The 25325-nt window shown below is 61.4% G+C and carries 29 protein-coding genes; 21 read left to right on the forward strand and 8 right to left on the reverse strand.

Annotated elements, in window-relative coordinates; translation table 11 throughout:
- Positions 1–21 precede the first annotated feature (21 nt).
- Positions 22–477: a MaoC family dehydratase gene (locus ACIQ47_RS01380; RefSeq protein WP_396436481.1), complete on the forward strand. Its 456-nt coding sequence runs from the start codon at positions 22–24 to the stop codon at positions 475–477.
- Here ACIQ47_RS01380 and trmL read toward each other — a convergent pair.
- Together trmL and ACIQ47_RS01390 are read right to left on the reverse strand one after the other, a co-directional pair.
- A complete protein-coding gene (gene trmL, locus ACIQ47_RS01385; protein WP_396436482.1) occupies positions 468–965 on the reverse strand; it encodes a tRNA (uridine(34)/cytosine(34)/5-carboxymethylaminomethyluridine(34)-2'-O)-methyltransferase TrmL in 498 nt (165 codons plus the stop codon). The genes ACIQ47_RS01380 and trmL overlap by 10 nt on opposite strands.
- Before the next feature lie 22 nt (positions 966–987).
- Positions 988–1734 (reverse strand): ComF family protein, encoded by a 747-nt coding sequence (locus ACIQ47_RS01390; protein WP_396436483.1) that lies wholly within the window; start codon positions 1732–1734, stop codon positions 988–990.
- Between the two features lie 89 nt (positions 1735–1823).
- Here ACIQ47_RS01390 and ACIQ47_RS01395 point away from each other — a divergent pair, with 89 nt between their 5' ends.
- The 8 genes from ACIQ47_RS01395 to ACIQ47_RS01430 all read left to right on the forward strand — a co-directional run bounded on the left by ACIQ47_RS01395 (position 1824) and on the right by ACIQ47_RS01430 (position 8108).
- Positions 1824–2741: a biotin synthase gene (locus tag ACIQ47_RS01395; protein ID WP_396436484.1), complete on the forward strand. Its 918-nt coding sequence runs from the start codon at positions 1824–1826 to the stop codon at positions 2739–2741.
- Positions 2742–2836: 95 nt separating this feature from the next.
- Positions 2837–3313, forward strand: a complete 477-nt coding sequence (locus ACIQ47_RS01400) for a DUF2244 domain-containing protein (protein WP_396436485.1) — start codon at positions 2837–2839, stop codon at positions 3311–3313.
- A 75-nt stretch (positions 3314–3388) separates the two neighbouring features.
- Positions 3389–4561, forward strand: coding sequence for a cytochrome c oxidase subunit II (coxB, locus tag ACIQ47_RS01405; RefSeq protein WP_396436486.1), 1173 nt, complete (start codon positions 3389–3391; stop codon positions 4559–4561).
- 32 nt (positions 4562–4593) lie between these two features.
- Positions 4594–6210, forward strand: a complete 1617-nt coding sequence (ctaD, locus tag ACIQ47_RS01410; RefSeq protein ID WP_396436487.1) for a cytochrome c oxidase subunit I — start codon at positions 4594–4596, stop codon at positions 6208–6210.
- Positions 6211–6221: 11 nt separating this feature from the next.
- Positions 6222–6332 (forward strand): cytochrome oxidase small assembly protein, encoded by a 111-nt coding sequence (locus ACIQ47_RS01415; RefSeq protein WP_396436488.1) that lies wholly within the window; start codon positions 6222–6224, stop codon positions 6330–6332.
- 10 nt (positions 6333–6342) lie between these two features.
- A complete protein-coding gene (locus ACIQ47_RS01420) occupies positions 6343–6972 on the forward strand; it encodes a cytochrome c oxidase assembly protein (RefSeq protein WP_396436489.1) in 630 nt (209 codons plus the stop codon).
- Positions 6969–7184 (forward strand): DUF2970 domain-containing protein, encoded by a 216-nt coding sequence (locus tag ACIQ47_RS01425; protein WP_396436490.1) that lies wholly within the window; start codon positions 6969–6971, stop codon positions 7182–7184. Before ACIQ47_RS01420 ends, ACIQ47_RS01425 begins: the two co-directional genes overlap by 4 nt.
- A gap of 42 nt (positions 7185–7226) precedes the next feature.
- Complete coding sequence (locus tag ACIQ47_RS01430) at positions 7227–8108, forward strand: cytochrome c oxidase subunit 3 (RefSeq protein WP_396436491.1); 882 nt, start codon at positions 7227–7229, stop codon at positions 8106–8108.
- Positions 8109–8223: 115 nt separating this feature from the next.
- Here ACIQ47_RS01430 and ACIQ47_RS01435 read toward each other — a convergent pair whose 3' ends face one another.
- Positions 8224–8457, reverse strand: a complete 234-nt coding sequence (locus ACIQ47_RS01435; protein ID WP_396436492.1) for a twin transmembrane helix small protein — start codon at positions 8455–8457, stop codon at positions 8224–8226.
- A gap of 14 nt (positions 8458–8471) precedes the next feature.
- Between ACIQ47_RS01435 and ACIQ47_RS01440 the strand changes: the two genes are divergently transcribed.
- From ACIQ47_RS01440 to ACIQ47_RS01460, 5 genes are read left to right on the forward strand one after another with little or no spacing between them, the layout of a single operon-like run.
- Positions 8472–9215, forward strand: a complete 744-nt coding sequence (locus tag ACIQ47_RS01440; RefSeq protein WP_396436493.1) for an SURF1 family protein — start codon at positions 8472–8474, stop codon at positions 9213–9215.
- On the forward strand, positions 9166–9879 hold the full coding sequence (locus tag ACIQ47_RS01445) for an SCO family protein (RefSeq protein ID WP_396436494.1): 714 nt from the start codon (positions 9166–9168) through the stop codon (positions 9877–9879). Before ACIQ47_RS01440 ends, ACIQ47_RS01445 begins: the two co-directional genes overlap by 50 nt.
- 3 nt (positions 9880–9882) lie before the next feature.
- Positions 9883–11013 carry a heme A synthase gene (locus ACIQ47_RS01450; protein WP_396436495.1) on the forward strand — a complete coding sequence of 377 codons (1131 nt, stop codon included), beginning with the start codon at positions 9883–9885 and terminating at the stop codon, positions 11011–11013.
- Positions 11010–11906, forward strand: a complete 897-nt coding sequence (gene cyoE / locus ACIQ47_RS01455; RefSeq protein WP_396436496.1) for a heme o synthase — start codon at positions 11010–11012, stop codon at positions 11904–11906. Before ACIQ47_RS01450 ends, cyoE begins: the two co-directional genes overlap by 4 nt.
- A 10-nt stretch (positions 11907–11916) precedes the next feature.
- Entirely contained in the window at positions 11917–12525 is a 609-nt protein-coding gene (locus ACIQ47_RS01460; RefSeq protein ID WP_396436497.1) for an SCO family protein, read from the forward strand.
- Between the two features lie 45 nt (positions 12526–12570).
- Here ACIQ47_RS01460 and ACIQ47_RS01465 read toward each other — a convergent pair whose 3' ends face one another.
- The 3 genes from ACIQ47_RS01465 to ftsY all read right to left on the reverse strand — a co-directional run bounded on the left by ACIQ47_RS01465 (position 12571) and on the right by ftsY (position 15823).
- Positions 12571–13578 (reverse strand): Bug family tripartite tricarboxylate transporter substrate binding protein, encoded by a 1008-nt coding sequence (locus tag ACIQ47_RS01465; RefSeq protein WP_396436498.1) that lies wholly within the window; start codon positions 13576–13578, stop codon positions 12571–12573.
- A gap of 108 nt (positions 13579–13686) precedes the next feature.
- Entirely contained in the window at positions 13687–14619 is a 933-nt protein-coding gene (gene rpoH, locus ACIQ47_RS01470) for an RNA polymerase sigma factor RpoH (protein ID WP_396436499.1), read from the reverse strand.
- A gap of 157 nt (positions 14620–14776) precedes the next feature.
- Positions 14777–15823: a signal recognition particle-docking protein FtsY gene (gene ftsY, locus ACIQ47_RS01475; protein ID WP_396436504.1), complete on the reverse strand. Its 1047-nt coding sequence runs from the start codon at positions 15821–15823 to the stop codon at positions 14777–14779.
- 28 nt (positions 15824–15851) lie between these two features.
- Here ftsY and ACIQ47_RS01480 point away from each other — a divergent pair, with 28 nt between their 5' ends.
- From ACIQ47_RS01480 to coaD, 4 genes are read left to right on the forward strand one after another with little or no spacing between them, the layout of a single operon-like run.
- A complete protein-coding gene (locus tag ACIQ47_RS01480; protein ID WP_396436500.1) occupies positions 15852–17282 on the forward strand; it encodes a M16 family metallopeptidase in 1431 nt (476 codons plus the stop codon).
- A gap of 41 nt (positions 17283–17323) precedes the next feature.
- Positions 17324–18691, forward strand: coding sequence for a M16 family metallopeptidase (locus tag ACIQ47_RS01485; RefSeq protein ID WP_396436505.1), 1368 nt, complete (start codon positions 17324–17326; stop codon positions 18689–18691).
- 46 nt (positions 18692–18737) lie between these two features.
- Positions 18738–19436: a 16S rRNA (guanine(966)-N(2))-methyltransferase RsmD gene (rsmD, locus tag ACIQ47_RS01490; RefSeq protein ID WP_296290986.1), complete on the forward strand. Its 699-nt coding sequence runs from the start codon at positions 18738–18740 to the stop codon at positions 19434–19436.
- Positions 19433–19951, forward strand: coding sequence for a pantetheine-phosphate adenylyltransferase (gene coaD / locus ACIQ47_RS01495; RefSeq protein ID WP_296290985.1), 519 nt, complete (start codon positions 19433–19435; stop codon positions 19949–19951). Before rsmD ends, coaD begins: the two co-directional genes overlap by 4 nt.
- Positions 19952–19954: 3 nt before the next feature.
- Here coaD and recJ read toward each other — a convergent pair whose 3' ends face one another.
- Together recJ and ACIQ47_RS01505 are read right to left on the reverse strand one after the other, a co-directional pair.
- Positions 19955–21664 carry a single-stranded-DNA-specific exonuclease RecJ gene (gene recJ, locus ACIQ47_RS01500; protein ID WP_396436501.1) on the reverse strand — a complete coding sequence of 570 codons (1710 nt, stop codon included), beginning with the start codon at positions 21662–21664 and terminating at the stop codon, positions 19955–19957.
- An 18-nt stretch (positions 21665–21682) separates the two neighbouring features.
- Positions 21683–22633, reverse strand: coding sequence for a hypothetical protein (locus ACIQ47_RS01505; protein WP_396429653.1), 951 nt, complete (start codon positions 22631–22633; stop codon positions 21683–21685).
- Positions 22634–22683: 50 nt separating this feature from the next.
- Here ACIQ47_RS01505 and ACIQ47_RS01510 point away from each other — a divergent pair, with 50 nt between their 5' ends.
- The 3 genes from ACIQ47_RS01510 to ACIQ47_RS01520 all read left to right on the forward strand — a co-directional run.
- On the forward strand, positions 22684–23952 hold the full coding sequence (locus tag ACIQ47_RS01510) for a lipoprotein-releasing ABC transporter permease subunit (protein WP_396436502.1): 1269 nt from the start codon (positions 22684–22686) through the stop codon (positions 23950–23952).
- The gene (gene lolD / locus ACIQ47_RS01515) at positions 23945–24643 is read left to right on the forward strand and encodes a lipoprotein-releasing ABC transporter ATP-binding protein LolD (RefSeq protein WP_396436503.1); all 699 of its coding nucleotides are present in this window, start codon (positions 23945–23947) and stop codon (positions 24641–24643) included. Before ACIQ47_RS01510 ends, lolD begins: the two co-directional genes overlap by 8 nt.
- Before the next feature lie 14 nt (positions 24644–24657).
- The coding region (locus tag ACIQ47_RS01520) for a TatD family hydrolase (RefSeq protein ID WP_396436506.1) at positions 24658–25325 on the forward strand (668 nt) is incomplete at its 3' end.

Below are 25325 nucleotides of genomic sequence, written 5' to 3' on the forward strand. Positions count from 1 at the left end.
CAGGTGAATAAAGTCAAGCCTATGAAAACATTTGCAAACTTGGCCGAGTTGGCCGCTTGTGTCGGTCAGGATGTGGCCGCGACCGAATGGGTGACCATCACCCAACAACAGGTCAACCAGTTCGCCGAGGCCACGGGTGATCACCAGTGGATTCACGTCGACGTCGAGCGGGCCAAACAAGGTCCCTTTGGTGCACCGATTGCGCATGGTTTTTTGACCTTGTCCTTGCTGTCGCAGTTCTTTGACAAAACCATCGTGGTCACATCGGCCCGCATGGGCGTCAATTACGGCCTGAACAAGGTGCGTTTCATGGCGCCGGTGCCGGTGGGCAGCCGTTTACGTGCGCATCTGCATTTGCATTCGGCCACGCCTATGGAGGTGAACGGCTTGCAGCTTCAGTGGAACGTGACGGTCGAGCGCGAGGGCAGTGACAAACCGGTGTGTGCCGCCGAATCGCTGGTGCGCATTTACGCTTGAGGCGGCAGGTCTGGCGCTGGACTGGCCCCGGCAAAGCCGTTTTGTCGCCAGGCCTCAAACACGGTGACGGCCACCGCGTTCGACAGGTTCAAGCTGCGTTGGCCCTCACGCATGGGCAGCTTGATGCGCTGGGCTGGGGCGAACTGTTCGCGCAACTCGGGCGACATGCCCCGCGTTTCTGAGCCAAACACCAACCAATCGCCTGGCGCAAAAACCACGCCGTGGGCGGCTCGGCTGCCGCGCGTGGTCAGGGCAAACATGCGCTCGGGGTCGGGTTGTTCCTGGGCCAAAAATGCCTGCCAGTCGGCGTGGCGCCGCAGGTCGGCGTACTCGTGGTAGTCCAGACCTGCCCGGCGCATGTGTTTGTCGTCCATTGAAAACCCCAAGGGCTCGATCAGGTGCAGCGTGCAGCCGGTGTTGGCCGCCAGGCGGATGACGTTGCCGGTGTTCGGCGGGATTTCAGGCTCAACCAGGACGATATGGAACATGGCCCGTATTGTGCATTGGCCTTCAGGCGTCGCTGCCCGCTTCGGTGCGTGCCAGCACCAAGGCGCTGACCTGCGCCGCCCCCGCCTCGCGCAACACCCGCGCCGCCGTGTGCAGGGAGGCACCACTGGTCATCACGTCATCGATCAGCACCACCTTTTTGCCGCGCAACTGCGCGGCCCGCAAAGGCTCTACCGCAAAAGCCCCAACCAAATTGGCCAGCCGTTCGGCCCGTGGCAACGTGCGCTGCGAGGGCGTGTCGCGGGTGCGCAGCAGCAAACGGGCGTCGGCTTTGTGTGGGCTGAGTTGGCGTGCCAGCAACCATGACTGGTTGTAGCCGCGCTCGGCCAGACGCTGGGCCGACAGCGGAATCGGCAGCACCCAGTCGGCCTCGTCCAGTACGTCTTCCGCCAAAGGGGTGCTCAGCATCAGGGTGGCCAAAGCCCCGGCCCAACCGGGTTGCTGGTCAAACTTGTAGCGGGCGATCAGGTCCACCCAGGGCCAGGCGTAGGCGGTGGCCGTCAAGCACAGGTCCAGCGGGGGCGGTGATTTCAGGCAAGCGCCGCAGCGCATGGCAGGGTAGGGCAAGGGCAGGGCGCAACTGGGGCAGCGTTGCTGGGGTTGAGCAAAGCGGCTGATGCAGGTCTCGCACAGCGGCGAATGGGGCCAGCTTTGGCAAATGGCGCAGCGGCTGGGCAGCCAGCGCCAAAACCCACCGGGGCGCGTTGCAGTCGATGTGTCAAGCAAGCCCTGAAGCCAAGCGGGTCTCATGCAGTCAATATACTCAACCCCGGCTGACAGAACAAGCACACAAGATGTTGGAGCTTGAGTGGGTACAGCCCAATAAAGACCCCTGCCCCATGCCCCAAGCCCTTCACCCCCCTTCTTTGGACCCTGTGGCCGCTGCCCGCTGGCAGGGCCTGCCCGTGCAGGATGCGCAGTCGCCCTGGCTGCATGAAGAGGTGGCCACGCGCATGCAGGAGCGTCTGGACTTTATCAAACTGCAACCGGATCAGTGGGTGCATTGGGGGCCACTGCGCGGCGGCCTGGCGGCGCAACGCGCCCTGGAGCAGCGTTACCCCAAGGCGCAGGTGTGGCTGGCCGGGGAGCCTCCAACGCATGCACAGGCCAGCCGCCATGCACTTCAAACGCCGTGGTGGCAGGTGCAGCACTGGCGTGGACCCAAGCGGCATGAAGGTTTGCCTCCCGAGCACACGGTGCAAATGCTGTGGGCCAACATGCAACTGCATGCCAGTGCCGAGCCCCAGACTTTGCTGCAAACATGGCACCGGGCCTTGGCAGTCGATGGTTTTTTGATGTTTTCTTGTCTGGGCCCCGATACGCTGCGTGATCTGCGCCAGGTGTATGCCCAGGCGGGCTGGTCCGAGCCCGCGCACGAGTTCACCGACATGCACGACTGGGGCGACATGCTGGTGGAAGCCGGTTTTGCCGAGCCGGTCATGGACATGGAACGGATCACCTTGACCTATGCCAGCCCTGACACTTTGTTGGCCGAGTTGCGGGGGCTGGGGCGCAATTTGCATGTTCAGCGATTTCAGGGCTTGCGTTCGCGCCAATGGCGTGCACGTTTGTCAGAGGCCTTGCTGACGCTGGCACGCCCCGAAGAGGGCGGTCGTTTGTCCTTGGGCTTCGAGATTGTTTACGGTCACGCCCTGAAGCCTCAACCGCGCCTGAAAGTGGCCGCAAAAACCGAAATCGGCCTGGATCAGATGCGGCTTATGCTGCAGTCGGGTGGGGGTATAGAGGACAAAGTTTGAGATCTGTCAAAAGATGATTTGATCTCAGGTAAAATCCGCAGGTTTTTGACCACAGAACTGGCTTGACAGGGTGTAGGGATATTGAAAGTTGACGGATGTCAAATCAGGCTTACCAATTCGCGCAAGTGTCAGGTCCTGCCGTTCAATGGCGGCTTAAACGCAATTGCTCGGTCACGCCGGCCCAGTTGGGCTGGATGTACCTGTCGTTGTGCACGCTGTCCTTGGGCATCGGGGTGTTCTTCTGGATGCAAGGGGCCACTTTGGTGTTGGCCTTTGCAGGCGTCGAGGTGGCGGTGGTGGGTTTGGCTTTTTTGGCCTATGCCCGACATGCCGCGGATGGAGAGATGATTTCCCTGCAAGGCAGCAACCTGGTGGTCGAGCTGGAAACGGCGGGCCGACTGGAACGGGCTGAATTTGAGCGCCAGTGGGTGCGGGTTGAGCCCAAGTCCGGAGACCAAAGCCTGATCGAGTTGTCGGGTCAGGGTCAATCCATTGAAGTGGGCCGATTTGTCAGGCCCGAGCTCCGGCAAGTGCTGGCGCGAGAAATCAGGAGGGCATTGCGCTCAGCGTGATGCCACTGGCCAAACGGGACGACCGACTTGGCCAAAGGTGTGAGTTCAACAGAGTCTTGGAAGTTAGTGAGAACCATGAAGAATATTTCCAACCAATTGGTTTCATTGCTGTCACGCGCGGGCATCTTTGCAGGCGCGTGGGCAACCACAGCAGCTTATGCGGTCAATGATTTGCCGGGTGGTCCTGCGGTCAATCAGCTTAATTTGCACCCTGCTGCCACCAAAATCGCCGAAGAGCAGCAATGGCTGCACTGGTTCATGCTGATCCTTTGCACGGTGATTTTCATTGCTGTGTTCGCGGTCATGTTCTATTCCATCTGGAAGCACCGCAAATCGGTCGGCCACAAGCCAGCCAAATTCACGGAATCCATCACGGTGGAAGTGATCTGGACGGCAGTGCCCTTCGTGATTGTGATTTTGATGGCTTTGCCCGCCACCAAAGTTCTGGTCGCGCAAAAAGACACCACCAATGCCGATCTGACCATCAAAGCCACCGGTTACCAGTGGAAGTGGGGCTACGACTACATCAAGGGTGAGGGCGAGGGCTTGAGCTACATCTCCACCTTGGATTCCGGCCATCGCGCCATGTCCGATGCGGGCAAGCCCGAAGGCGACAACTATTTGCTCAAGGTGGACTACCCGTTGGTGGTTCCGGTGGGCCAAAAAGTGCGGGTGATCACCACGGCCAACGACGTGATCCACGCATTTGCGGTGCCTGCTTTCGGCATCAAACAAGATGCGATCCCGGGCTTCGTGCGCGACACCTGGTTCCGTGCCGAAAAGACCGGTGACTTTTATGGCCAGTGCCAAGAGTTGTGCGGCAAAGAACACGCTTACATGCCCATCCACGTGAAAGTGTTGTCTGCACAGGACTATGCTGCATGGGTGGTGGAAGAAAAGAAAAAGCAAGCCGCCAAAGCCGATGATCCGGCCAAAGTCTGGGCCATGGACGATTTGTCCAAGCGTGGTGAAAAAGTTTATGCAGCCAACTGCGCGGCTTGCCACCAAGCCACCGGCAAAGCGGCGGGTGCCATCAAAGCCCTTGACGGTTCCGCACTCGTCCTCGACGCGGACAAATCCAAGCAAATCGCTGTGTTGCTGAATGGCCAAAACAACGGTGCCATGCCTGCATGGAAGCAGTTGTCTGACACCGAAATTGCTGCAGTCATCACCTACACCAAAAACAACTGGTCCAACAAGACCGGGCAAATTGTGCAGCCGGCTGAAGTGCTGGCCTCTCGCAAATAAACCGTACCGTATTCAAATCAAAGGAAATCAAGATGAGTGCCGTTCTCGACCATCACGATCACGCCCATGACGACCACGGTCACGCGCCTGCGGGCTGGCGTCGTTGGGTGTATGCCACCAACCACAAAGACATTGGTACCTTGTACCTGTTGTTCAGCTTTGCCATGCTGATGGTGGGTGGTGTGCTGGCCCTGGGCATCCGAGCCGAGTTGTTCCAGCCAGGCTTGCAAATCGTCAACCCCGAGTTGTTCAACCAGTTCACCACCATGCACGGCATCATCATGGTGTTTGGTGCGATCATGCCGGCCTTTGTGGGCTTTGCGAACTGGATGATCCCATTGCAAATTGGCGCTGCTGACATGGCATTTGCCCGCATGAACAACTTTAGCTTTTGGCTGATGATTCCTGCGTCCTTGATGCTGATGGGTTCTTTCTTCATGCCTGGCGGCGCACCCGCAGCTGGCTGGACGCTTTACGCCCCCTTGACCCTGCAAATGGGCCCCTCGATGGATGCAGCGATTTTCGCGATGCACATCCTTGGCGCTTCGTCCATCATGGGCTCGATCAACATCATCGTGACCATCCTGAACATGCGCGCCCCTGGTATGACTTTGATGAAGATGCCCATGTTCGCCTGGACATGGCTCATCACCGCATACCTGCTGATTGCCGTGATGCCTGTGTTGGCCGGCGCGATCACCATGACTTTGACTGACCGTCACTTCGGTACCAGCTTTTTCAATCCTGCTGGTGGCGGCGACCCGGTCATGTACCAGCACATTTTCTGGTTCTTCGGTCACCCCGAGGTGTACATCATGATCTTGCCGGCTTTCGGCATCATCAGCCACATCGTGCCTGCTTTCGCACGCAAGAAGCTTTTCGGTTACGCCTCCATGGTGTACGCCACATCGTCCATCGCCATCCTGTCGTTCATCGTGTGGGCGCACCACATGTTCACCACCGGTATGCCCGTCACGGGACAGTTGTTCTTCATGTACGCGACGATGCTGATCGCCGTGCCGACCGCTGTGAAGATCTTCAACTGGATTGCCACCATGTGGCGCGGCTCCATGACGTTTGAAACCCCGATGCTGTTTGCGGTGGGCTTCATCTTCGTGTTCACCATGGGTGGTTTCACCGGATTGATTTTGGCCATGGCCCCGATCGACATCCAACTGCAAGACACTTACTACGTGGTGGCCCACTTCCATTACGTGCTGGTGGCGGGTTCCTTGTTTGCCTTGTTCGCCGGTGTTTACTACTGGATTCCCAAGTGGACCGGTGTGATGTATAACGAATCACGCGGCAAGATCCACTTTTGGTGGTCGCTGATTTCCTTCAACATCACCTTCTTCCCGATGCACTTCCTGGGTCTGGCGGGTATGCCCCGTCGCTACGCCGACTACCCCATGCAGTTCACCGACTTCAACATGATCGCTTCTGTGGGTGCCTTCTTCTTCGGTTTCGCTCAGGTGTATTTCTTCTTGTTCGTGGTCTTGCCTTGTATGCTCGGCAAGGGCGAAAAAGCCCCGCAAAAGCCATGGGAAGGCGCTGAAGGCTTGGAGTGGGAAGTGCCTTCGCCAGCACCCTTCCATACCTTCGAAAATCCGCCCAAGCTGGACGCTACAGCCACCCGCGTGATCGGTTGATGGACACGGCTATGACACCTGAAAAAAGAAAAAGCAACGTTTGCCTGGGCCTGATCTTGGCTTCGGTGGCCTGCGTTGTGTTGGCTGGTTTTGTGGCCAAGATATTGATCTTGTCTTCCTGAGAGAACCAAGATGAACCTGCGCGGTGAAAATTTGAAGATGGTGGGCAAACTGGCGATCGTCACCGCTGGCATGTTTGGGTTCGGCTATGCGCTGGTGCCCATTTACAAGGCCATTTGCGAGATCACCGGCATCAATATCCTGTCGATTTCCGAGACGCAGGTCCCGGGCAACGCCAAGGCGGGCAAAGCAGCCGAAGTGTTGCGCAACAGCCAAGTGGACACCAGCCGGACCATCACGGTGGAGTTTGATGCGAATGTGCGCGGACCTTGGGATTTCAAGCCGGAAAAACGCTCCATGCAGGTTCATCCTGGTGAGCTGAGCACCGTGATGTACGAGTTTCAGAATGTGCAAAATCGCCGCATGGCGGCTCAAGCCATTCCCAGCTATGCACCACGCAATGCTGCCAGCCATTTCAACAAACTCGAGTGTTTTTGTTTCAACCAGTACTCACTGGAGCCGGGTGAAAAGAAGTCCTGGCCCGTGGCCTTCGTGATCGACCCCAAGTTGTCCAAAGACGTGACCACCATCACGCTGTCCTACACCTTCTTTGAGGTGGGTGGCAAGACACCGGCGGCACCGACTGCGCCATTGGCCGCTGCCGTACAGCCCGTGGCGGTCAAGACAGGTTGGGGCTCATGACCTCGCCTGTCCGTCAAACTTCTTGGCTGCGCACCATTCAAGTGGTGTTGTGGTCCTTTGTCGGGCTTCGCAAGAATTCCGAATCGCAGCAAGACATTGAAAAGCTCAACCCCTTCCACATCATCGGTGTGGCCATCGGGATGGCATTGTTGTTTGTTCTGGGGCTGATCGCCCTGGTCAATTGGGTGGTGGCACAGCCGACTGGCCTTTAACCCGCACCGTTTGATTTCGAATAAGAGAGAGCAGGAGTCCCCATGAGTTCAGCAGCACACGGCACCACGCCTTATTACTACGTCCCGCACCCATCGCGTCATCCGGTGATGGCCGCCATCGGCCTATTTTTCCTGATTCTGGGTGCTGGTCAGTGGGTCAACGGTGCCGACTGGGGCATGTATTGCCTGTTCTTCGGCATGGCTTGGTGGTTGATCGTTTTGTACCAGTGGTTCTCTGAGGCCGTGCAAGAGAGCGAAACCGGCATGTACGGTCGCAAAATCGACTTGTCTTACCGTTGGAGCATGACCTGGTTCATTTTCTCCGAGGTCATGTTTTTCGGTGCCTTCTTCACAGCGCTGTGGTGGGCCCGGTCACATTCGATTCCTGAGCTCGGCAGCTTGGAAAACGCACTGCTTTGGCCTGACTTCAAAGCGGCATGGCCCAGCGTGGTGGCAGGTGCAACCACATCGCCAGCCGGCTTTGTTGAGCCCTTCCAAACCATGGGTCCTTTCTGGTTGCCCACCATCAACACCGCTTTGCTGTTGACATCGGGCGTGACCTTGACCATCGCTCACCATGCCCTGCAGGTGGGTGACCGCAGCAAGACCATCAAATTCATGTGGATGACTGTGTTGCTGGGCGTCACGTTCCTCTTGGTGCAGGGTTATGAATATGCCCACGCTTGGGGTGATCTGAACCTCAAATTGTCATCCGGCATTTATGGTTCCACTTTTTACATGCTGACGGGTTTTCACGGCTTTCACGTGTTCGTGGGCATGTTGATGCTCTTGTTCATTACCCTGCGTTTGCAAAAAGGCCACTTCACCAAAGACCGTCACTTCGGCTTTGAGGGTGCGGCTTGGTACTGGCACTTTGTGGACGTGGTGTGGCTGGGTTTGTACATCCTCGTGTATTGGATGTGAGCCTGCCCTTGGCCCCAACAAAAAAAGCGCCCTTGGGCGCTTTTTTGTTGGTGATGGATGGCGCGAAAATGCCAGATCAAATCGACATTGCGTTGGCCAAAAAATCGCAAATCGATCAAGCCCCTGGGGGGATGCCAGTAGGCTGGATCCAGCCCAATTTCCAGGCCGCCAGAACGCAGATGAAGAGGACAATGGAAAAGCCGACACGGAAGGCCAGCGCGGTGGCCATGTTGCCTTTTTTGGGTGCTTGGCCCTCAACGGGTGGGGCATTGCCCCGCATCATGTACATCAGGGCCGAGCCCAGACTGACCAAAATGGCAAGAAACGCGATGGCGACAAGAATTTTCATGGGTGCATTATCCGATGACTGACAAATCCCTTCACTGGAAAAGATGGCTGGTGCTGGCAGTGGCTGCCGCAGGCGTGGCCATCACCTTTTACCTGGGGCTGTGGCAGCTTGGCCGCGCCGAGGAGAAAACCGCCTTGCAAGACGCGCGAACACAACAGGCGAGCAAAGAGGCGCTGGACGGCCGCACCCTGAGTGGTGGGCCTGAAGGTGTGGCGCAGCGCAGCGAGTTGATTCACCGCCGCTTGGTGGTGACGGGACGTTGGCTGCCCAAACACACGGTGCATCTGGACAACCGGCAGATGAATGCCAAACCTGGATTTTTTGTGCTGACCCCGTTGCAGATCGAAGGCTCGGGCGAGGTCTTGGTGGTGCAGCGTGGCTGGGCGCAGCGCTCTTTCACCGACCGTAACGCATTGCCGCCTGTGCAGACGTCTGAAGATCGGGTGCAAATAGAAGGCCATTTGGCCCCATGGCCTTCAAGGCTCTATGACTTCGGCGGGGCCGAGACGGGGCCAATACGGCAAAATCTTGACCTGACAGCTTACCGCCAAGAGTCTGGCCTGAAGGTGCTCGAAGTCACTTTGCTGCAATCGGGTGGGCCCTCGGAAGGCCTGCTGCGCGAATGGCCCGTGGTGGCCAGTGGTGTCGCAAAGCACCACGGATACGCTTTTCAATGGTTTGGCCTGAGTGGCCTGATCTCTTTACTTTATGTCTGGTTCCAAATTGTCCAACCCCGCCGCCAAAAACGACCTGTCTGACAGCCCCCTGGCCATGACGGTGCACGACTTGCCCAGCCCCGGTGCTGTGGTGCTGGCCGATGCCCAGCGCACCCGCATGGGCCGCTGGAAAATGATCCTCATGATGTTGGTCTGCGCCTCGCCGGTCATCGCCTCGTACTTCACCTACTACGTGATCCGCCCCGAAGGCCGTCGTGTGTATGGCGAGCTGATCCAGCCGCAAAAAGACATGCCTCAGCTCAGCGCCAAAAACCTGCAAGGCGAATCGATCACGCTGAGCAGCCTCAAAGGCCAGTGGTTGCTGGTGACGGTCGCGCCGGGCGCTTGCGAGGAACGTTGCCAACAAAACCTGTATTTTCAGCGCCAGTTGCGCGAAATTCTGGCCCGCGAAAAGGACCGGGTCGACCGCGTCTGGTTGGTCACTGACGATGCGCCAGTGGCCCCCGGTCTCTTGCCTGCCTTGAACACGGCGCATGTGCTGCGCCTGGATGCGGCCTCGGTGCAGAACTGGATCAGCCCGGCCCAAGGGCAGCAGTTGCAAGACCATTTGTACGTCGTCGATCCGATGGGCAACTTCATGATGCGTTTCCCCGCCAACATGGACGTGCCCAGTGCCTCCAAAGCCAAACGTGATCTGGATCGATTGCTCAAGGCCTCCTCGTCTTGGGACAATGCGGGGCGTTGAGGCATGACCGAAGTGGACCTGTACAACCTGGAGCCCATATTGGAGCTCATGGCCGTGGGCCTGGCAGTGGCAGCACTGCCCTTGGGCTGGTGGCTGTGGCGCCAGCGCAGCACCACGCCCTCGGGGCGGCTCAAGGCCTTGACCTTGATCACCTTGTTTTTGACCTTCGATCTGGTGTTGTTCGGGGCGTTCACCCGGCTGACCGACTCCGGCTTGGGGTGCCCTGACTGGCCAGGCTGTTACGGCAGCGCCACGCCCATCGGGGCAAAGGTCGAAATCACGGCGGCTCAAACGGCCATGCCCACCGGCCCGGTCACGCACAGCAAAGCCTGGATCGAGATGGTGCACCGTTACTTGGCCACGGGGGTGGGCGTCCTGATCCTGACTTTGGCCGCCATGACCTGGTGGCTGCGCCGCCAAAGCCGTGAGGTGAGCCCTTGGTTGCCAACGCTCACGCTGGTGTGGGTGTGCATGCAAGGGGCGTTTGGCGCGCTCACGGTGACCATGAAGCTGTTTCCGGCCATCGTCACCTTGCACCTGATGGGCGGCATCGGCTTGTTGGTTTTGTTGATGGCGCAAGCCGTGCGCTATGACGGCGCAGGCACGCGGCCCCTGCCGTCGCCATTGCGCTTGGGTTTGTGGGCAGGCTTTGTTTTGCTGTGTCTGCAAATTGTCTTGGGTGGCTGGGTCAGCACCAATTACGCGGTGTTGGCCTGCCCGGATTTCCCCACCTGCCACGGCCAGTGGGTGCCTGAGATGAACTGGCAAGGCTTCAGCTTCTGGCGCGAATTGGGTTACACGCCTGAGGGCCAGTTGCTGCCTTTCTCGGCGCTGGTGTCCATCCATTTTGTGCACCGCTCGGCCGCTTGGTTGGTGTTGGCGGTGCTGCTGTGGTTGGGCTGGCGTTTGCGGTTGCAGCCGGGCTTGGCCGTGGCCGGGCGCTGGTTGTTGGGCCTGTGTGCCTTACAGTTCGCCACCGGGTTGAGCAATGTGGTGCTGGGCTGGCCCTTGCTGGCCGCCGTGATGCACACCGGCGGTGCCGCGGCCATGGCCTTGACCCTGACTTGGGCGCTGAGTGTCAGCCGGACTGATAATTCAGGGCCTTTCCCCCTTTCCAAAAAGCTTGCCGAATGACCGTTGCCTCCGCCCGTTTGCCCATGAATGTCTGGCAACAGTATTACGCGCTGACCAAACCGCGCGTGGTTCAATTGATCGTTTTCTGTGCCCTGATCGGCATGGTGTTGGCCGTCCCCGGTGTGCCGAGTCTGGCTGAATTGAAGCTGGGTTTGTGGGCCTGCATTGGCATCTGGTTGGTGTCGGGGGCAGCGGCGGCCTTCAACTGCCTGGTTGAAAAAACCATCGATTCCAAGATGAAGCGCACCTCTTGGCGACCCACCGCCAAAGGCGAGTTGAGCGACCGCCAAGCCTTGGTGTTTTCTGCGGCCTTGTGCGCCTTGGGATCATTGGTACTTTATGTGTTCGTCAATCCCCTCACGATGTGGCTCACGTTTGCCACCTTTGTGGGTTACGCCATTGTTTACACCGTGATCCTGAAGCCGCTCACGCCGCAAAACATTGTGATTGGCGGAGCCAGTGGCGCCATGCCGCCCGTGCTGGGTTGGGCGGCCATGACCGGACAGGTGGGGCCTGAAGCCTTGATCCTGTTCCTGATCATCTTCCTCTGGACCCCGCCGCACTTTTGGGCGCTGGCTTTGTACCGGGTCGAGGACTACCGCAAGTCGGGCCTGCCCATGTTGCCGGTCACGCACGGCAACGAGTTCACGCGTCTGCAAATCTTGCTCTACACCATCGTGCTGATGGCGTCCTGCCTCATGCCCTTTGTCTACGGCATGAGCTCCTGGCTTTACTTGGTCACCGCAGTGGTGTTGAGCATCGGTTTCATCGGCTACGCGGTGGCCTTGTACCGCGAATATTCGGACGAGCTGGCCCGCAGGACTTTCCGTTTTTCACTGATCCACCTGAGCGCCTTGTTTGCCGCTTTGCTGCTGGACCACTACATATTTTGAGGCCTCTGGCATGTTGCAACGCAGAGTATTGACAATAGCGGCCCTGGGCTTGGGTGTGGCAGGCGCGGTCTGGGGCTTGAGCGGCTGCGGCGAGGACAAGCCTTCGTTTCGTGGCGTGGACATCACCGGAGCCGACTATGCCCAGGGCTGGGAGTTGAGCGACCAAAACGGGCAGGTTCGCACCCTCAAAGATTTTGCGGGCAAGGCTGTGGTGGTGTTTTTTGGTTTCACCCAGTGCCCTGATGTTTGCCCGACCGCCTTGCAGGAAATGGCCCAGGCCAAACTGTTGCTGGGTGCCGATGGGGCCAAGCTCCAGGGCATCTTCATCACGGTAGACCCCGAGCGCGACACACCGGAGTTGCTCAAGGCCTACATGGCCAATTTCGGACCGGATTTTGTGGCCTTGCGCCCTACGGCGGAGCAACTGCCCAAAGTCACCAAAGACTTCAAGATCTATTACAAAAAGGTCGAAGGCAAAACCCCTACCAGTTACACCATGGACCACTCGGCGGGTAGTTTCACCTTTGACCCACAGGGCCGCATTCGGCTATACAACCGCCACGCCAGCGGTGCTGAGACGCTGGCTGCCGACGTGAAAATCTTGCTCAGCGGCAAGTGAGGCTTGGCCTCTTGGCCAGGCTCTTCACCCGCTTTACCGGGGCCTTCAGTTCAACTCGATTTTCTGGCTGCGGATGATGTCACCCAGCGCTTTCGTGTCAGACTCAATCCGGTTGCGCAAACCTTCGGGCGAAGAGCCCACCACCTGCCAGCCTTGCTGAAACAAGCGCGCACGCATCTCTGGGGCACGCACGATCTCGCTGACCACGGCAGACAATTTGGTGGCCACGGCCGCAGGCATAGAAGCCGGGGCGGCCACCGCGTTCCAGATTTCCAGTTGGTAATCCTTCACACCGATTTCGGACAAGCTGGGCACTTCGGCGGCCACCGGGCTGCGTCCGGTGCTCGAAGCCCCAATGGCCCGCAGCTTGCCGCCGCGCACCTGAGCTGCCGCCATGGCCGGTGGCAGCAAAGCCAGCTGCACCTGGCCCCCCAACATGGCGGTGATGATTTGCGGGTTGCCGGGGTAGGGCACATGCACCGGGGCGATGCCCGCCTTGGTTTTGAGCAGCTCCATGCCCAAGTGCGCCACGGTACCCACGCCGGGGGATGCGTAGCTGAGCTTGTCGCCAGCCTTTTGGGCCTGGCTCAACCACTCTGCAGGGGTTTGGCCAAGGGCATCGGCAGGCACGGTGAGCACCAAGGGCGCTTTGCCGATCAGGCTGATGGGTGCGAGGTCTTTCAGGGGGTCATAAGGCACCTTGGGGTTCAGGATGCGGGCAATCGTCATGTTGCCGTTGATCATCAGGCCCAGGGTGTGGCCATCGGTGGATTTCGCGACGAAGTCGGCCGCGATGTTGCCGCCCGCACCCACTTTGTTCTCGACGATCACGTTTTGGCCCAAGGCCTTGGACAAAGGCTCGGCCAGGGCACGGGCCGTCAGGTCGGGGCTGGAGCCGGCCGGGAAGCCCACCACCAGGCGAACGGTTTGTGTTGGCCATGCCCCCGTGGCCGGTGGGTTGGCCCATGATGGGGTCAGTCCCAAAGCAAAAGCAACGCCAAAAGCTTGGGCCAAATGGCGGCGAGAAAAACCAGAGGAGGTGCGAACGGTCATGGTGGATGCTTTCAAAACGAAACTGCAGTGACTTTAGCGCACTGTGGGCCAAAAAAAACCCGGTCAAAACCGGGTAGCTGAATAAAAGGTGGCCCATGAGGCCTGCGGTCAAGCGAACTCGACCAGCGCTTTTTTCATTTTTTTCATGGCTGCCACTTCGATTTGGCGGATGCGCTCGGCGCTGACGCCGTACTCGTCGGCCAGGTCGTGCAGGGTCATGCCGCCCGAGCCGTTGTCGTTGACCTTGAGCCAGCGCTCTTCCACGATGCGGCGGCTGCGTTCGTCCAAGGCATTGAGGGCCGTGGCCAATCCGTCGCTGGCCATCACGTCGCGCTCATGGGCTTCGATCATCGCGGTGGGCTCGTGGTTCACATCGGCCAAGTAGGCAATGGGGCCAAAGGCCTGCTCACCGTCGTCCGATGGGGCCGGGTCCAGCAGCACATCGCCACCGGACATGCGCATTTCCATCTCACGCACTTCTTCGCGCTTGACGTTCAGGCTGTGCGCCATCGAATCCACCTGGTCGGGGGTCAGGGTGTCGCGGTGGGTGCCTTCATCGGCATCGGCTTTGTAGCCTTGCTTCATGGAGCGCAGGTTGAAAAACAGCTTGCGCTGGGCCTTGGTGGTGGCCACTTTGACCATGCGCCAGTTTTTCAGGATGTACTCGTGGATTTCGGCCTTGATCCAGTGCAGCGCGTAGCTGACCAGGCGCACGCCTTGATCAGGGTCGAAGCGCTTGACGGCCTTCATCAGGCCCACATTGCCTTCCTGGATCAGGTCGCCGTGCGGCAGGCCGTAGCCCAGGTATTGGCGCGACACCGACACCACCAAACGCAGGTGCGAGAGCACCAGCTTGCGGGCGGCTTCGAGGTCGTCGTTGGCTTTGAGTTGGCGGGCGGCCTCTTGCTCTTCCTCGAGGGTGAGCATGGGCATGCGGTTGACCGCAGAGATGTAGGCGTCGAGGTGGCCGAGCGAGGGCACGACCGCCCAGGGGTTGCTCAGCGCGATGGCTGTGGCGGGGGAACCAGTTTGAACGTACATACCAGAACTCCTTTCAGAATACCCCAATATTAGCACTCTCTGGTGAGGAGTGCTAAAGGGCGGCCTCGGGGGTCTGAGGTTCCTCGGGTTTTCCCTGATTTTAAGAGGGGGAGCTGGGGTCCGTCTGTGCGCTGGGCCACGGTGCCAACCGGGGTGTTCAGCTCAAAAGGGCCTGGGCAAACTCGCGGGCGTTGAAGGTTTCCAGGTCTTCCAGCTTCTCGCCCACGCCGATGAAGTACACCGGAATTGGCTTTTCGCGGGCAATGGCGCACAGCACGCCGCCTTTGGCGGTGCCGTCCAGCTTGGTCACGATCAGGCCCGTGAGGCCCAGCGTGTCATCAAAGGCGCGCACCTGGGCCAGCGCGTTTTGACCGGTGTTGCCGTCGATCACCAGCAGCACCTCGTGCGGTGCCGTGCCATCGGCCTTTTGCACCACGCGCTTGATCTTTTTGAGCTCTTCCATCAGATGCGTTTGGGTGGGCAGGCGGCCTGCCGTGTCGACCAGCACCACATCGCGGCCCCGGGCGCGGCCCGCGCTCACCGCGTCAAAGCTCACAGCGGCCGGGTCGCCGCCTTGTTGGCTGACGATCTCCACCGTGTTGCGGGTGGCCCAAACCGCCAGTTGCTCTTTGGCCGCAGCACGGAAGGTGTCGGCCGCAGCCAGCAGCACGCTCAGGCCCTCGTCGGACAAGTGCTTGGTCAGTTTGCCAATGGACGTGGTTTTGCCTGCGCCGTTCACGCCCGCCACCATGATCACGGTGGGCTTATGGTCGCCAATGCTCAGGGGCTTTTGCAGGGGCGTCAGCAAGTCGGTGATGGCATCGGCCAGCAAGGTTTTGACCTGCGACGGCTCGGTGGCCTTGGCCTCTTTGACGCGGCGCTTGAGGTCTTGCAGCAAATATTCCGTGGCCTTGACACCGGTGTCGGCCACCAGCAGCGCGGTTTCCAGCTCTTCGTACAGTTCGTCGTCGATGCGCGTGCCGGTGAAGACGGTGGTGATGCTGGAGCCGGTTTTGCGCAGACCCGCTTTCAGGCGATCCATCCAGCCCTGGCGGGCGGCTGGGGTGGGCGCGGGTTCAGGCTGCGCGGGCGTGGGCGTGGGCGTCGGCGTGGGTGCGGCAGGTTGTGACAAAGGGCGCGCAGGCGTTGCGGGAGGCGATGGCACCTCGACCGGGGGGGATTTTTTTTTGAAGAAACTGAACATGTCGTGGATTTCAAGGATCATGCATTCTATGAAACCGAACTTTCTCTTGGGACTTTCGCTGGCATCAGCCCTGCTGGTCAGCAGCTTCAGCGCCACGGCGCAGGCCCCACAACCCACAGGCCAGGCCCCAGCAGCCAGCGCGGCCCAGGTGCACACCTTCACCTTGGCCAACGGCATGGCTCTGTGGGTCAAACCCGACCGGCGTGCCCCCACCGCGGTGCACATGGTGTGGCTGCGTGTGGGTTCCATGGACGAAGTGGATGGCACCAGCGGCGTGGCCCATGTGTTGGAGCACATGTTGTTCAAAGGCACGCCCACATTGGCTCCGGGCGAGTTTTCGCGCCGCGTGGCGGCACTGGGCGGGCGAGAAAACGCTTTCACCGCCAAGGACTACACTGGTTACTTCCAGCAAATCCCCTCCAACCAACTCGAAGCCGTGATGCGTCTGGAGTCGGACCGTTTTGCCAACAACCAGTGGCCCGATGCAGAGTTTGCCAAAGAGTTGGAGGTGGTGAAAGAAGAGCGGCGCCTGCGCACCGACGACAACCCCCGTGCCCAGTTGCACGAAATGCTCTCGGCCACCGCTTTGTCGGCTTCGCCCTACCGCCGCCCCATCGTGGGCTGGATGAGCGATCTGGAGGCCATGAAACCACAAGACGCCCGCGACTTTTACCGCAAGTGGTACACCCCGGCCAACGCGGTGGTGGTGGTGGCGGGCGATGTGGACCCGCTGCAAGTCAAGGCGCTGGCCGACAAGTATTACGGCAGCATCCCAACCCGCGCGGTGCCTGAGCGCAAACCCCGGGACGAGCCCGCGCAGCAAGGCCTGCGCCGCCTGGCGTTCAAGGCCCCGGCCGAGCAGTCGTATGTGGCCCTGGCCTTCAAGGTGCCGCGCTTGGCTAGTCTGGCGGCCTCCCCCGAGCATGACGATGCCCTGGCCTTGACCGTGCTGGCGGCTGTGCTCGATGGTTACAGCGGCGCGCGCCTGGACCGCGCCCTGACGCAGGGCGAAAACCGCCTGGCCGACAGCGCCGGGGCGTACAACGGCCTCATGGGCCGGGGTCCGCAATTCTTTTATCTCGAAGGCGTGCCTGCCAAAGGCCAAACACCACAAGCACTCGAAGCTGCCTTGCGCGCACAAGTGCAGCGCGTGGCCACCGAGGGCGTGAACGACGCCGAGCTGCAGCGCGTCAAAACCCAATGGGTGGCCAGCGAAATCTACAAGCTCGATTCGGTCTTCAACCAAGCCCGCGAGCTGGGCGTGGCCTGGACGCTGGGCCTGCCGCCCGACTACGGGGCGCAGCTGATCGCCCGCTTGCGGCAAGTCACGCCCGCTCAGGTGCAGGCCGTGGCGCAAAAGTATTTTGGTGACGACAACCTGACCGTGGCCACCTTGCTGCCTCAGCCTTTGTCGGGCCAGCCCCGTGCACGCCGCGCCGCGCCAGGTGCCCGACATTGAACCGCGCTCATCCCATGAAAGTCACACCCCCCATGTTCTTGATGCCCTCCTTGTCCATGACCGCACGGGCTTTGCGCCGTTCAGCTTTGGTGCTGGCCTGCTGGGGCGCGGTGGGTTGGGCGCACGCGTCCTTGCCCATTCAACATTGGACCCAGCCCAGCGGTGCGCGCGTGTTCCTGGTTGAGAGCCACGCCATTCCCATGGTCGATGTGCAAATTGACATCGACGCAGGCAGCCGCCGCGATCCGGCGGCGCAGGCGGGCCTGGCCTCGGTCATGGCGGGGCAAATGGCGAACGGCACCCGCGCCGAACCCCAAGGACAAGGCCCGTACCCCCAAGCCCTGGACGAAAACCAGATCGGAGAAGCCTGGGCTGACTTGGGCGCCAGCTTTGGGGGCAGTGCGGGCGGTGACCGCATGAGCTTTGGCCTGCGCAGCCTGAGCTACCCGGACTTGCTGGACCAAGCGGTGGCTTTGGCCGCACGACAAATGGCGCACCCGGCTTTTCCCGAGGCCGTGTGGCTGCGTGACCGCGAACGCATCAGTGCCTCCATCCGCGAATCGCTGACCAAGCCCGGCACGGTGGTGCAGCACCGTTTTGCGCAGGCGGTGTACGGCGCGCACCCCTACGGTTTTCGGGCCACACCCGAGACCCTCTCGCGCATCGGCGTGCAAGACCTGAAAAATCTGCATGCCCAGGCTTTTCGGGCCTGCCGCGCCACGGTGAGTGTGGTGGGTGCTTTGACCCGCGCCCAAGCCGACGCCATGGTGCAGCGCTTGCTGGCGCAGTGGCCCCGCGAATCAGGCTGCCCCAGCTTGCCGCCTGTGCCCGAAGTGCCCCCCTTGGCCGCCGCACAGAACCTGAACTTGCCCTTCGATTCGGCCCAGGCCCATGTGCTGATCGGCCAGCCCGGCTACAAACGCACCGACCCCGACTTTTTTGCTCTGCTGGTGGGCAACCACATTTTGGGCGGTGGTGGTTTTGTCTCGCGCCTGACCGAGCAGGTGCGCGAAAAACGCGGCCTGAGTTACAGCGTTTACAGCGGTTTTGCGCCAGGCCTGCACGCCGGGGCTTTCACGGTGGGCCTGCAAACCCGCCCTGACCAAGCCACACAAGCGGTGGCCGTGGCCCAAGAGGTGGTGCAAAACTTTGTGCGCCAGGGCCCGACCGAGGCCGAATTGCAAGCGGCCAAGTCCAACCTGGTGGGCGGCTTTGCGCTGCGCATCGACAGCAACCGCAAGCTGCTGGACAACGTGGCCAACATCGCCTGGAACCGGCTGCCGCTGGACTACCTGAGCAACTGGACGCGGCAAATTGAGCGCGTGACCGCCGCCGATATTCAACGCGCCATGTCCCGGGTCTTGCAGCCTGAAAGCATGGTCACCGTGGTGGTGGGTGGCCAACCCTGAAAGACAAGACGGGTTTCAAGGCTTTGGGCCTTTACACTCGCAAGCTATGCCATCAGTCCCCCCAAAACGTCCACCACTGAGCGGCGCAGCCCGTCACGCTGCCGCCAAAAAACCGAAGAACCCGGTACCCAAAGGCCCGTCGTCGCATGAGATCCGCATCATCGGCGGGCAGTGGCGACGCACCCGCCTGAAGGTGATCGATAAACCGGGCTTGCGCCCCACACCCGACCGGGTGCGCGAGACCTTGTTCAATTGGCTGGGCCAGGACCTGAGCGGTTGGCGCTGCGTGGACGCGTTTGCGGGCACGGGCGTGCTGGGCCTGGAGGCTGCATCGCGTGGCGCGGCCCATGTGCTGATGGTCGAGCAAGACGCCGTGCTGGTGCGCGATATACAAGACAACGCCACCCGCCTGAAAGCCAGCATGGTCAGTGTGCAGCGCGGCGACGCCGTGAGCACGTTGGGCCGTGTGCCTGCGGGCAGTGTGGACCTGGTCTTCATCGACCCGCCTTTTGATGGCCCCTGGTTTGAGCCCGCTTTGAAAGCCGCCGCCCGGGCCGTGCCTGTGGGGGGCTGGATTTACCTGGAAGCGCCTGTGGCCTGGCCTGCCGAGGCGCTGGGTGCTTTGGGCTTGCAATGCGAGCGCCACCTGAAGGCGGGCGCAGTGCATGCGCACTTGTTGCAACGGGTCAGCCCTGAATCTGTACCCACCTCTATTGCCATCCCTTTTGAAGGAGACACGCCATGAGCCGATCTGCCAACACCCCTGTGACCGCTGTTGTCACAGCTGTTTATTCGGGCACCTTTGACCCGCTCACGCTGGGCCATGAAGACGCGATCCGCCGTGCTGCCCAAATGTTTGACCAGGTCATCATTGCCGTGGCTGTGGCGCACCACAAAAAAACCGTGTTCAGCCTGGACGAGCGCGTGGCCTTGACGCAGGCCGCGCTGGCCGATTGCCCGAACGTGAAGGCGCTGCCGTTTGATGGCCTGATCGTCGAGTTTGTACGTTCGCAAAACGCCCAAGTGATCGTGCGCGGTCTGCGCTCGGTGACCGACTACGACTATGAAACCCAAATGTCGGGCATGAACCGCCATTTGGCCCCGGAAATCGACACGGTGTTTCTGCACACCAGCGCCCATGTGCAGCACATCAGCAGCACCTTGGTGCGCGAAATCGCCAAGCTCGGCGGTGATGTGTCGGGTTTGGTATCGACTCCGGTGCTCAACGCCTTGCAGGCCAAGGTCGCCACCAAGCATTGAGGGTCAAATCTCCGCGCCTTCCACCAAAAACCGCACCCGCTTTTGCCCCTGCCACTCGTCGGCGTCCAGCCGATAAGCCAGCTTCACCCGCGCAGGCAGCGGCTCGGTGCGGCCAAACCAGATGCCGTCCACCGGCTGGCCTTGGTGTTTCATCTTGAGCGACAGGTGTTTTTCGCCCACCAGGCGCTGCGACACGATCTCGATCTCTTCACAAAACACGGGCGGCGCAAAGCCCTGGCCCCAGACCTCGTGGTGCAGCATGTCCACCAAATCCACCCGGCGGTATTCGGCAGGCAGCGGGCCGTCGGTCTCCAGGCGGCGTTGCAGCGTGGCGGCGTCCAACCATTCCATGGCCACCTGATTGAGCGTTTCCTCAAACACTTCGAGGTGTTCTTCGGCAATGGTGCAGCCCGCCGCCATGGCGTGCCCGCCAAAGCGCAGCAGCACGCCCGGGGCGCGCTTGGCCACCAGGTCGAGCGCATCGCGCAAATGGAATCCCGCAATCGAGCGGCCTGAACCTTTGAGTTCGTGCGCCTTGCCCGGCGCGCTGCTGGCCGCAAACACGAACGTGGGGCGGTGCAGTTTGTCCTTGATGCGCGAGGCCACGATGCCGACCACGCCTTCGTGAAAATCCGGATCAAACACACAAATAGCGGGCGGCGGTTCATCGCCTTCGTCAAACAACGACTCGGCCATTTCCATGGCCATCTCGCGCATGTCGCCCTCGATCACGCGGCGCTCGCGGTTGATCGCATCCAGCTGCTTGGCCAACTCGTCGGCGCGGCCCGCGTCGTCGGTCAACAGGCATTCGATGCCCAGCGTCATGTCGGCCAGGCGGCCAGCGGCGTTGATGCGTGGCCCCAGGGCAAAGCCAAAGTCAAACGTCGTGGCCTTGGCCGTTTCGCGGCTGGCCGCTCGCATCAGCGCCGACATGCCGGGGGGCAATGCACCCGCTCGCACGCGGCGCAGGCCTTGCGCCACCAGGCGGCGGTTGTTCGCATCGAGCTTGACCACGTCGGCCACGGTGCCCAGTGCCACCAAGGGCAGCAGGGCGTCCAATCTCGGCTGGGTGCTGGCGTCAAACACGCCGCGTTGGCGCAACTCGGCGCGCAGGGCCAGCAGCACATAAAACATCACGCCCACACCGGCGATGGATTTGCTGGTGAAGCTGCAGCCGGGTTGGTTGGGGTTGACGATGACTTCGGCCGTGGGCAACTCACTCCCCGGCAAATGGTGGTCGGTCACCAGCACCTGCAGGCCCAGCGCTTGCGCCGCTTGCACGCCCGCCACACTGGCGATGCCGTTGTCCACGGTGATCAACACATCGGCCCCTTGTGCGTGCACACGCTCGGCAATGGGGGGGGTCAGGCCGTAGCCGTCCACCACCCGGTCGGGCACCAGATAGCTCACGTTGCGCGCACCCAGCATGCGCAGGCCGCGCACGCCCACGGCGCAGGCGGTCGCGCCGTCGCAGTCGTAATCGGCCACGATGCACAGGCGCTTGTTTTGCGCGATGGCATCGGCCAACAACTTGGCCGCTTCCTGGGTGCCCAGCATGCTGGCCGGGGGCAGCAGCAGGTTCAGGGCGTCGTCGAGTTCGTCTTTGGACAACACGCCGCGTGCGGCATACAGGCGGGCCAGCAGCGGGTGGATGCCCGCTTGTTCCAGCGCCCAGGCGCTGCGGGGGGGCACATCTCGGGTGAGCAAATTCATGGGGGCTTCAAGGAGAGTTCAGGAGGCAATCAGGGCTTGGAGTGCCGCTGCAGGGGAGGTTTTTTTAAACAGGCGGGTGATCCGCTGGTGCCAAGCCGCAGGCGCGGCGGTGTAGGTGTGGGCCGTGTGTTCGCTGCACAGGCTGAGCGTGCCTTGGCCGGTGGTTTTGACGTGCTGCAGCAAGTCGGCCACGGCCGTGGCATCGAGTTGCTGCCAAGCTTGTTGCCAGGCCTGCACTTGGCCGTGCAAGGCGGCCGATCGCAAGGTGGTTGAAACGGTCACTGAGGGCGGTGCAGACACCGGGCCACTGATGGGCAGTGTGCCCGCGCCGTGCAGCCAAAAGGCGTTGACGGTGTATTGCTTGCGCGCATCGCGGGCGTCGTTCACCGGGTGGTTGTACAGCAGCATCTGCATCTCGCTTTGCAGGCGTTGCAGCGGTCGGGCAGCGGGGTGGTCGGGCAGCCAGTCTTTGACGTTTTGGCCGATCACCCGGTCGAGCGATGGGGTGGGCAAATCGGCCAGCATCGCCCCTTGGGCGTGCCACAGCAAAGCGCTGTGCCACGTCACTTGCAAGCCGTCTTCTTGCAAAAACGGTTGCATGGCTTGCAGCAGTGACTGCGACTCTTCGTCCGACAGGTGCAAATGCGCTGGGTCGGCCATCACCACTTGGTCCATGCCGACTTGCCAGTGGCAGGGCGTCATCCAGGCTTGGGGCGCATTGCGGGGGAGGCCTTGTTGCGATTGATGCCAAGCGGCCCAGGGCAGGGCGGTGGCCGCAGGGGGCCATCCCAGAGCCTGGGCGTGCAGGCGTTCGTGCGGCAAGTGCAGCAGAGCGGTTTCAGGGTCTTGCAGCACTTGCTGGCGCAGCATCAGGCCGAGCAAGGTCTGCAGTTGTGGCAGTTGCAAGCCAGCCCAAACCTCGGGGCCGTTCAGGGCATGGCTGGCCGCATAGGGAATGATCAGGTGCATGGGGGACGATTGTCGCAGGCCCCAAGGGCTGCACGGCACAATACACCCCTATGTCTTTTTTCAAAAACATCCCTTACGAGCTGGCGCTGGGCTGGCGCTACACGCGTGCCGGCCGTGCCACGCGGCGAAACGGCTTCATTTCCTTCATTTCCGGGGTGTCCATGATGGGCATTGGCCTGGGCGTGGCCGCGCTCATCATCGTGCTGAGCGTGATGAATGGCTTTCAAAAAGAGGTGCGTGACCGCATGCTGGGCGTGGTCTCACACATCGAGGTGTACGCGGCCGATGGCGCAGCGGTGGCCGATTTGCCCGCCTTGTTGGCCCGCCTGAAGGCCAACCCGCAGGTGCAGGGCGCGGCCCCCTTCATCACCGCGCAGGCTTTGCTGGCGCGGGGCGAGGACATGAAGGGCGTGCTGGTGCGCGGCATCGACCCGGCGCTGGAGCCCGAGGTCAGCGATCTGTCGAACGACACGCAAGCCGGCGTGCTGCAGCGCCTGCAGCCGGGGGCGTTCAGCCTGGTGCTGGGCCGCGATTTGGCCAACAACATGTTCTTGCAGAGCGGCGATCCGGTGACGCTGGTCTCGCCGTCGGGCCAAGTGACCCCTGCGGGCGTATTGCCGCGCATGAAGCAAATGGGCGTGGTGGGCACGTTTTCTTCAGGGCACTATGAATACGACTCGGCGTTGGCGCTGATGCACGTTGAGGACGCGGCCCGCATGTTCCGACTGGATGGCCCCAGCGGTGTGCGCCTGAAGTTGCGCGATTTGCACCTGGCGCGGGAGGTGGCGCGTGACCTGCAGCTGGATTTAGGGCCGCAGTTTTTTGTGCGCGACTGGACGCAGCAAAACCGAACCTGGTTTGCTGCCGTGCAGGTGGAAAAACGCATGATGTTCATCATCCTCACCCTGATCGTGGCGGTGGCTGCTTTCAATTTGGTCAGCACCTTGGTGATGACGGTGACCGACAAGCGCGCGGACATCGCGATCTTGCGCACGCTGGGGGCCAGCCCGCGCAGCATCATGGGTATTTTTGTGGTGCAGGGCGCCACGGTGGGCGTGATCGGCACCATGAGTGGCTTGGCGCTAGGCCTTCTGGTGGCTTTCAACATCGACGTGATCGTGCCCGCGCTGGAGACGCTTTTCAACGCCAGCTTTTTGCCGCGCGACATTTACCTGATCAGCCGCATGCCCAGCGAGCCGCTGGCCAGCGACATCTGGCCGGTGGCCATCATCTCCCTGGTGCTGGCTTTTGTGGCCACGATCTACCCCAGCTGGCGCGCCAGCCAGGTCAACCCGGCGGAGGCACTGCGCTATGAATAACACCCAAAACGTGGGCACTGTGCTGCAGGCCCAGGGCCTGACCAAGCGTTTCACCGAAGGCCGTCTGGATGTCACCGTTTTGCAAGGCGTGGACCTGCAGGTTCATGCTGGAGAAACCTTGGCCATCGTGGGCGCTTCGGGCTCGGGCAAGAGCACCTTGCTGCATTTGCTGGGCGGGCTGGACGCCCCAACCCAAGGCTCGGTGCAGCTCAAAGGCCAATTGCTGTCGGCCCTGAGCGCGGCCGAGCAAGGCCAGTGGCGCAACCGCTACCTGGGCTTTGTCTACCAGTTCCACCACTTGCTGCCCGAGTTCAGCGCGCTGGACAACGTGGCCATGCCGCTGTGGATTCGCAGGCAGGACCGCGTCGAATCTGCCGTTGTGGCCACGGGCTGGTTGCAACGCGTGGGTCTGGGTGAGCGCCTGCACCACCGGCCTGCAGAGTTGTCGGGCGGCGAGCGCCAGCGTGTGGCCCTGGCCCGCGCTTTGGTGAACGACCCGGCCTGTGTGTTGGCCGACGAGCCCACCGGCAACCTGGACCGCGAAACCGCCGACGGCGTGTTTGCGCTGATGCTGCAACTGGCCCGCGAACGCGGCACCGCCTTTGTGGTGGTCACGCACGACCAGGCCCTGGCAGAGCGTTGCGACCGGCAATTGCATTTGGTCAAGGGCGTGTTGCAAGCGCCTGTTTGATCCAGTACAGCGGCATGTGGATCGACACGCACTGCCACCTGGACGCGGCCGAGTTTGACGCTGACCGCGACGCGGTGCGCCAAGCAGCACGCCAAGCCGGCGTGGCGCGCTGCGTGATCCCGGCGGTGCACGCCCCCCACTGGGCCGAGGTGGCGAAACTGGCCGAGCGGCATGGCGACGCTTACGCTTTGGGCATTCACCCGCTGTATGTGCCGCAGGCCCAAGAGGCTGACTTGCTGGCGCTGGACCAAGCCTTGTACGAACGCGCAGGCGACCCGAGGTTGGTGGCGGTGGGCGAAATCGGGCTGGACTTTTTTGTGCCCGAACTGTGCACGCCCAAGATGCGCGAGCGCCAATGGTTTTTCTACACCGCGCAACTCAAACTGGCCCAAAAGCACGGCCTGCCCGTGGTCTTGCATGTGCGCCGATCGGCTGATCTTTTGCTCAAAGGCTTGCGCCAGTGCCCGGTGGTCTCGGGCATTGCCCACGCTTTCAATGGCAGTGCCCAGCAGGCGCAGGCTTTTGTGGACATGGGCTTTGCGCTCGGCTTTGGCGGCACGCTCACCTATGAACGGTCTTTGCAACTGCGCCGGCTGGCCCGTGAGTTGCCCTTGAGCGCCATCGTGCTAGAAACCGATGCGCCCGACATCCCGCCGCAGTGGCTCTACCAAACCGCCCAGCA

It is taken from the genome of Limnohabitans sp. (assembly GCF_044373035.1).
Lineage (GTDB): Bacteria > Pseudomonadota > Gammaproteobacteria > Burkholderiales > Burkholderiaceae_C > Limnohabitans_A.

Bases quoted from the DNA above. Each gene is read 5' to 3' on its own strand.
- ACIQ47_RS01510 (WP_396436502.1), top strand. From the start codon at position 22,684: ATGTCTTTTTTCAAAAACATCCCTTACGAGCTGGCGCTGGGCTGGCGC.
- ACIQ47_RS01415 (WP_396436488.1), top strand. From the start codon at position 6,222: ATGACACCTGAAAAAAGAAAAAGCAACGTTTGCCTGGGCCTGATCTTG.
- ACIQ47_RS01435 (WP_396436492.1), bottom strand. From the start codon at position 8,457: ATGAAAATTCTTGTCGCCATCGCGTTTCTTGCCATTTTGGTCAGTCTG.
- ACIQ47_RS01400 (WP_396436485.1), top strand. From the start codon at position 2,837: ATGTCAAATCAGGCTTACCAATTCGCGCAAGTGTCAGGTCCTGCCGTT.
- ACIQ47_RS01425 (WP_396436490.1), top strand. From the start codon at position 6,969: ATGACCTCGCCTGTCCGTCAAACTTCTTGGCTGCGCACCATTCAAGTG.
- lolD (WP_396436503.1), top strand. From the start codon at position 23,945: ATGAATAACACCCAAAACGTGGGCACTGTGCTGCAGGCCCAGGGCCTG.
- ACIQ47_RS01480 (WP_396436500.1), top strand. From the start codon at position 15,852: ATGAAACCGAACTTTCTCTTGGGACTTTCGCTGGCATCAGCCCTGCTG.
- trmL (WP_396436482.1), bottom strand. From the start codon at position 965: ATGTTCCATATCGTCCTGGTTGAGCCTGAAATCCCGCCGAACACCGGC.
- ftsY (WP_396436504.1), bottom strand. From the start codon at position 15,823: ATGTTCAGTTTCTTCAAAAAAAAATCCCCCCCGGTCGAGGTGCCATCG.
- rsmD (WP_296290986.1), top strand. From the start codon at position 18,738: ATGCCATCAGTCCCCCCAAAACGTCCACCACTGAGCGGCGCAGCCCGT.
- coxB (WP_396436486.1), top strand. From the start codon at position 3,389: ATGAAGAATATTTCCAACCAATTGGTTTCATTGCTGTCACGCGCGGGC.
- ACIQ47_RS01440 (WP_396436493.1), top strand. From the start codon at position 8,472: ATGACTGACAAATCCCTTCACTGGAAAAGATGGCTGGTGCTGGCAGTG.
- ACIQ47_RS01505 (WP_396429653.1), bottom strand. From the start codon at position 22,633: ATGCACCTGATCATTCCCTATGCGGCCAGCCATGCCCTGAACGGCCCC.
- rpoH (WP_396436499.1), bottom strand. From the start codon at position 14,619: ATGTACGTTCAAACTGGTTCCCCCGCCACAGCCATCGCGCTGAGCAAC.
- ACIQ47_RS01445 (WP_396436494.1), top strand. From the start codon at position 9,166: ATGTCTGGTTCCAAATTGTCCAACCCCGCCGCCAAAAACGACCTGTCT.
- ACIQ47_RS01390 (WP_396436483.1), bottom strand. From the start codon at position 1,734: ATGAGACCCGCTTGGCTTCAGGGCTTGCTTGACACATCGACTGCAACG.
- ACIQ47_RS01465 (WP_396436498.1), bottom strand. From the start codon at position 13,578: ATGACCGTTCGCACCTCCTCTGGTTTTTCTCGCCGCCATTTGGCCCAA.
- ACIQ47_RS01430 (WP_396436491.1), top strand. From the start codon at position 7,227: ATGAGTTCAGCAGCACACGGCACCACGCCTTATTACTACGTCCCGCAC.
- ACIQ47_RS01460 (WP_396436497.1), top strand. From the start codon at position 11,917: ATGTTGCAACGCAGAGTATTGACAATAGCGGCCCTGGGCTTGGGTGTG.
- ACIQ47_RS01420 (WP_396436489.1), top strand. From the start codon at position 6,343: ATGAACCTGCGCGGTGAAAATTTGAAGATGGTGGGCAAACTGGCGATC.
- ctaD (WP_396436487.1), top strand. From the start codon at position 4,594: ATGAGTGCCGTTCTCGACCATCACGATCACGCCCATGACGACCACGGT.
- ACIQ47_RS01450 (WP_396436495.1), top strand. From the start codon at position 9,883: ATGACCGAAGTGGACCTGTACAACCTGGAGCCCATATTGGAGCTCATG.
- ACIQ47_RS01380 (WP_396436481.1), top strand. From the start codon at position 22: ATGAAAACATTTGCAAACTTGGCCGAGTTGGCCGCTTGTGTCGGTCAG.
- coaD (WP_296290985.1), top strand. From the start codon at position 19,433: ATGAGCCGATCTGCCAACACCCCTGTGACCGCTGTTGTCACAGCTGTT.
- ACIQ47_RS01485 (WP_396436505.1), top strand. From the start codon at position 17,324: ATGCCCTCCTTGTCCATGACCGCACGGGCTTTGCGCCGTTCAGCTTTG.
- recJ (WP_396436501.1), bottom strand. From the start codon at position 21,664: ATGAATTTGCTCACCCGAGATGTGCCCCCCCGCAGCGCCTGGGCGCTG.
- ACIQ47_RS01395 (WP_396436484.1), top strand. From the start codon at position 1,824: ATGCCCCAAGCCCTTCACCCCCCTTCTTTGGACCCTGTGGCCGCTGCC.
- cyoE (WP_396436496.1), top strand. From the start codon at position 11,010: ATGACCGTTGCCTCCGCCCGTTTGCCCATGAATGTCTGGCAACAGTAT.